This window comes from Mesorhizobium sp. Cs1321R2N1 (genome assembly GCF_037179725.1).
Classification (GTDB): domain Bacteria; phylum Pseudomonadota; class Alphaproteobacteria; order Rhizobiales; family Rhizobiaceae; genus Mesorhizobium; species Mesorhizobium salmacidum.
Genome location: NZ_JAPYKP010000071.1, coordinates 22102 through 28101, shown reverse-complemented (window position 1 = coordinate 28101; position 6000 = coordinate 22102). Strand labels below are relative to the sequence as shown.

The 6000-nt window shown below is 59.4% G+C and carries 1 protein-coding gene and 4 pseudogenes; 1 reads left to right on the top strand and 4 read right to left on the bottom strand.

What is annotated here, in order from left to right; translation table 11 throughout:
- Window positions 1-245: 245 nt before the first annotated feature.
- A pseudogene (locus O7A61_RS18580) lies at window positions 246-560 on the bottom strand (integrase core domain-containing protein); the annotation flags it as partial.
- A 236-nt stretch (window positions 561-796) separates the two neighbouring features.
- Here O7A61_RS18580 and O7A61_RS18575 point away from each other — a divergent pair.
- Window positions 797-2084 (top strand): annotated as a pseudogene (locus O7A61_RS18575) (IS110 family transposase).
- A 221-nt stretch (window positions 2085-2305) separates the two neighbouring features.
- Here O7A61_RS18575 and O7A61_RS18570 read toward each other — a convergent pair.
- From O7A61_RS18570 to O7A61_RS18560, 3 genes and pseudogenes are all read right to left on the bottom strand, one after another.
- A pseudogene (locus tag O7A61_RS18570) lies at window positions 2306-2896 on the bottom strand (IS481 family transposase); the annotation flags it as partial.
- 113 nt (window positions 2897-3009) lie between these two features.
- Window positions 3010-4146, bottom strand: a pseudogene (locus O7A61_RS18565) (beta family protein).
- Window positions 4147-4150: 4 nt separating this feature from the next.
- Window positions 4151-5455 (bottom strand): XRE family transcriptional regulator, encoded by a 1305-nt coding sequence (locus O7A61_RS18560; RefSeq protein WP_337131045.1) that lies wholly within the window; start codon window positions 5453-5455, stop codon window positions 4151-4153.
- Window positions 5456-6000: the final 545 nt, after the last annotated feature.

Below are 6000 nucleotides of genomic sequence, written 5' to 3'. Positions count from 1 at the left end.
TTCCGGAGACGGTCGCGCCACCGCTGACATCAGCCGGAATCTGAAATCCCCATAGCCATCGCCTGTGGCCCGCGGGTTCCTTCCTCGGGGACTTTCGTACGCGTGCCGGCGCCCGAAACTCTTCACGTATCCGGACGGTCGGCTTTTGAGCAGCGCTAGGCGGTAAGCTGCCGTTCGAGTTGACGGTCATCGGCCAAAGCTTGCCTCGTCAGCTATCGACCCCTTTCTCGGCCGTTCCATAGTCGCTAGATGTTTAGTCCCGGCATTTGCTGGAGCGGATTTAGCTTGAAGCGTTCGGGCTGTGTGGCCCACGTCTTGCAGATGAATTCGTAGGGCGTGAGGCCCTTGAGGGTCTTGACTCTGCGGGCGAAGTTGTATGCCGCGACGAAGTCGGCGAGATGGCTGCGAAGCTGATCGTGGCTCTCGTAGTAGAAGCGTTTGACGGTCGCCTCCTTGATGGTGCGGTTCATTCTCTCGACCTGGCCGTTGGTCCATGGATGCCTGACCTTGGTGGTCCGGTGCTCGATGTCGTTTGTGGCGCAAGCGTATTCGAACGCATGAGCCCAGAATCGTTCGCCGTTTGCGATGGCCTCCTTGATCAACGGCACGGCCGACCCTCCTGCGCCAGGCGTGGTGAACTGGATGCCATAGCACCTGCGGAATGAAGGAGCGGCGGCGGCCGAGACCGCGGTGCGCGCAGCTTTTCGCTGCAGGCGCGCACCGCTGGAGGCGGCCATGGCCAGTCAGAGTTTCTCTAGAATGTGAATGTTCACAACCCATTCCGGAGAGACCGACCATGACCACTTCAGATTCTACACCCGCCGGCGCGGTGCTGGTAGCGATCGATATCGCCAAGGTTCGCAATGAAGTTCTGATCGAAGACCCAAGCCACAAACGCCGACGCCGTCTGCAAGTCCTCAATAACCGTGCTGAGCATGACCATCTGGTCGAAGTCCTGCAGACGTACGGTCGCCCGGTGGTCTGTGGCTTCGAGGCGACGGGGAACTATCACCGGCCGATTGCATGGCGCCTGGCTGAGGCTGGTTTCGAGGTTCGACTGGTGTCGTCTCTGGCGCTCGCGCGGACGCGAGAAGCGTTGCACAATAGCTGGGACAAGAACGACCCCAAGGACGCGCAGGTGATCCTGCACATGCTCCGAATACAGGCGACGCAGCGCTACCACGACCCGCTGCGCGCCGGCATCAACGATGTACAGGAACTGTCGAAGACACATGAGGCGATCGCCAGGGCAAAGACCGAGATTCAGCACCGGATCCTGACGCACTACCTGCCGCTGTATTTTCCCGAGATCGATCGCTTCCGAGGAAACAGCCGCAGCGATTGGTTCTTCGCATTCCTCGATGCCTTTCCGACGCCGGCAAGCATCACGGTGCTGACGAAGGAGGAGTTTGTAACAGCAGCTTGGGATGTCGTCGGCCGCAAGGTCAGCAAGTCACAGATTCTAATGGATATTTACGAGACGGCGCGCTCATCGATCGGACTGCCGCTGCCGCTTGATGCGCCTGCCATTCGCATGTTCCGGATGGTCATTGACGAAGCACGCAGTCTGATCCGGCAGCGCAATGAGATCGAAGCGCAGGCCGACGAGCTGTTGCGGCACAGCCAGGATTATCAACTCCTGCGACAAATCCCGGGCATCGGACCGATCAACGCATTGACCATCATTGCCGAAGCCGGCGATCTTCGCCGTTTCGGTCATCATCGCCAATTCCTAAAGTTCTGCGGACTGGACCTCTCGACACAGCAATCAGGCCAATATCGAGGCCAGACCCGCCTTTCCAAATTCGGCAATGCTCGGCTGCGCCGCACCCTGTGGATCGCCGGACAAGTCGCCATCCGCCAGCGGGAGAACGGCTTCCGTCATAAGTTCGAACGCTACATCGCGAGGGATCGCGACAATCCCGATCTACGCCGCAAGGCAATGACCGCTATTACCGCCAAGATGGCGCGTGTCGTGCACGCCGTCGTCAAAGGTGGTTCCGACTACCGGCCCTTCGTTGAAGGGCGGGTGCCAGGTGGAAGAACCTCTGTCAGCTAGGGCCGTGAGGGCATCGCTTCGATGACCCTGTAGATAATGTTCGGGTCTTCCGCCTGGATCAGAAGCTCGTGTTGAGGACGGTGAGGGCCGCCTGCGTGCGTACCCTGTGTTTGCTATGGACGAGATCTTTTCCCTTGCCGGTGGAAGCCGCCTGGTTCGATGACTTGACCAACGTCACGCAGCAAGAGCATGCTGACGAACAGAGAGACCTTGACTGCAGGCTCCATTTCATTCCGCTCTTAGGACGTTGTCGGTGAGCACGGTGTGGATCTTGTAGGGAACGGCCGCCATCAAGCGCAGCAGGAACGCTCTCGATATAGCGGTGGTGGCCTTCTCATGCAGTTCGACGAAGGCGAACTTCGAGGTGCGGTCGATGGCGACGAACATGTGCAACTTGCCCTGTTCGGTGCGCACCTCGGCGACGTCGATATGGAAGTAGCCGATCGGGTAGCTCTTGAACTTTCTCTTCGCCGGCCTGTCGCCCTCGACGTCGGGCAGGCGGCTAATGTCATGGCGCTGCAGGCAGCGGTGCAGTGAAGATCGTGTCAGGTGCGGGATCGTGGGTTGCAGCGCATAGAGGCAGTCGTCGAGCGGCAGCAGCGTGTAACGCCGGAAGGCAACGATGACGGCCTCCTCCTCGACCGAGAGCACCGTCGACCGCGGCTCTTTCGGACCAGTCGGAAGGTCGGTTGTTGAGGTCCGCTCCCGCCATTTGGCGACGGTCTTCTGGTTGATCCCGTAGCGCTTGGCCAGCGCCCTCAAGCTCTCTTGACTATGTTGTATCGCTCGACGGACCGCCTCTGTCGTCGTGGCGCTCCCATGGAGAACCTGGCCCATAATGCCTCCTTTGATTCGGAAGACAAGGATGCCCCATCAAAGCCTGGGATCAAACATCTAACGGCGCCCCACAAGCCGCCGGCGCGCGATGCTACATCGGAATCACGTCCACATTAGATAATTGACAGCTGATCGGTTGGGTCGACAAAAGTTGTCTCAGTGAACGTCATCCCCTTGATGCCGCCTATGTCGCGGACCACCTGCGTAATGTGGTGGGTCGTGTTGATCTCGCGCCACGTCGAGCCATTACCTGGTCCGTCCCACCCCTTAGCGGTCTTGAAAATATAGTCGTCGGCCGAGCTGAAGCCCCGCCCGGCGAACTTGCCGCTCCTGAGGATGCGCTCGCAGACGCCGCGCATGACGGCCTCGGCTTGGCCCGCAGCCGAGCCGCGGACGACAAGCCAGCTGTCGGAGGTAGTGTACCGCTAGTGCCGGATCGGGATCCCACCGGAGTTCTTTCTGAACTCGAACTTCGCGCAGTCGGCTCCGTAGTCGCCAAACATCAAATGCTCGGGCGAGGTCCCGTCTAGCTTGATCGCCTCCTTCCAGGCCAGCCACTCGTTGCGGGGAATGATTGCGTTGCCATCCGCCTCTGCCGGATTCGACTCAGGATAGTTCGTCCCTTGGAAGATCACATGGCGCCAGCGGCCAATGCCTTGTAGATCTTCAAGGGCGGCTTGCGCGATGTTGGCCACCGCGAGGGCGTCGGAGAAGTCAGCGTCCGAGAAGTCCGCTAGGATGGCACACTTCTCCGGAGTCACGCCAAGCCGGGACATGGCCGAGGCCAAGCGACCGGCGAGCTCGCTGTCGATTTCGCCGGATTCGACCCGTATCGCGACCCTCGTTGCACCGTCGGTCGCCAGGGCCAGCCGAAAGGCCGCCATCCGAGGCCCGATGGCGTCTTCCAGACTCAGGATGGGGATCGGCTGGGCATGGGCCTTACGCGCCACGTCGAACATCCTGGGCAGCCACTCGGCGCACTCCGCCTCTCCGAACTCCGGGAACAGGAAGCGCACGTCGAGGAAGGCGTCACGCATCTTCCAGTGATCGGCGATGCGGCGCCCGGTCTCGTGGACGATTTCGTCCTTGGTAAGGAGACGGTGCTTCTCCGGGTCGCGCTCCTTGGGAGGAGGAACAACGAGACGCGGGACGATCTTATCTGCCACGTCGGGGGCGAGGCGCTGCAAGCCGCGATACTCGCCCTGCTTGAGGCGAAGTGCCGGGACGTAGATGGGGCGAGTGCGAGCCATGGGTCTAGCTTCCTTTCGAGGGCCCGATCAAATGCTTCCTGACCGCGCCTCTCCCGATCGAGTTCGAGAAGACCGCGTAGTTTCCCCTCTCTTTTTGTATCCTGCCGAAGACGATGGCAGGATTTATCCCCAGCTCCTTCGCGAACTTCTCGACTACTGCGGGGGACTTCGTGATTCGAGCCGGTGATCGCTTCCAGCGCTCTTCGGGGATAAGCACGTTGGAGGCGAACGAGTTCGCCTCCTCCTCGATCTCGTCGACGTCGGTTGTGTCCGTGTCGTCGAAGAAACCTGTGCGGAGGCCGGTTCGGTAGTGGAGGATGACGTGCCCGACCTCGTGTAGCAACGTGAACCAGAAGTTGTCCACCGTGTCTCGCCGCAGCGTCAAGCCGATGACCGGCACGCTTTCCAACAGGAATGCGGCACCATCCACCTTCATCCCGGGTATCTGAGGCTCGGCCACCAGTACGATCCCCTTGCTCAGCAGAAGGTCGCGCGCACGCGCCGGTCCATCTCCGTGCTGGCTGAGTCTAGCCAGTTCCATGAGCCAAGTTATGTCGAGCGGGCGATAGGCTACGGCGTGGGCGCTGATGATCTGCTCGGCGCGGCGGGTCACCCGCGCCTTCCAAGCCAGCACCAGGAGGTCCTCAGAGTGGTCTTGCACATTCATGCCAGTTCGCAGCAGAGAAGGGCTGCCGTACTTTAGGATGTGGTCCGACACGTAGCGCTGAAGATAGTTGAAGCTTTCCTCTTCGGCCATAATCTCTGGATCATCATCCCCGAACCAGCCGTTGGTGCGAGCGTGCTTCAGTACCTTCCTAACCTCGGCAGCAGAGACATCGCGTGCTATGTTCCAGCCGCCGCCAAACCAGTTGGATAGGCCCATCTTCCAATCGACGCCCAAGAACCTCGCTACGCGTCGAAAGTTGGCGAGGCTTATGGATCTGTATCTGTCGGCTTCGTATCTTTGAATTTGCTGCTCTTTTAGGCCCAGCTTTCTTGCCAACTCCTTTTGCGTCAGCCCACGCGCAATACGAGCGACTATTAGCGTGAGGCCGGGGTCGTTCTCGGCCCGACGCTCAAGGTCTTCAAAGTCCCCGGCCTTCGCCGCCTCATACGCCTTGACCAGAGCTTCGAGCTCTCCTCTTTCGGCTTTGATGGCGTTTCGGAAGCCGTCAACCACCTGAGGGGGCAGGCCGGCGACGATCGGTTCGAACGTCCGTGCCGATGATAATAACTCATCGAGCTCGGAAGTCATTTCTCGAGCGTTGCGTGCTTCCCGTTCATTAAGAATCACCGAAAATTCCGTCATGCCCTCAACTACACAACAAAATCGTTGTGTTCAAGATGGAGGGCAGCAGAGAGGTCATCGGCTTGTGAAGAACGGTGTTGAACCCTCATAGCAATCGCATGAGGGTCAATCGGACCCAGCATGAAGCCAAGGCCATTGAGCAAGGGCTTGTCGCGGTGAGCATGGCGCCGATGCGCCCCGTTTGGGATGGTGGCGCCGCAGTAGGACAGGGCGATGATGGAGCGCGCCGAACGGCTACAACTGGGTCGGAAACCGCCATCGAGATCGGCCCTCTGCTTAACGGCAGCTATAATCCTCGACGCTCAGAAGCGGAAAGTCTTGTATCAGCCTCAAACCAGCCGAGCTCGTCCCTTTTTTGGGATAGTGTAGATACACACCTTGCATTGAAAATCTAGTCCTCTTCCTGTTCCGAGGTTCGCCAGACCATACGAGATCATACGAAGGATAGGGGTTGGCTAACCATCCGCTATCCATCGATTTTCTGTTGCGATCTTACACCTCAGCGACTAAAACTAATCGTTGTTTATCAATCGCTACGATGGTAA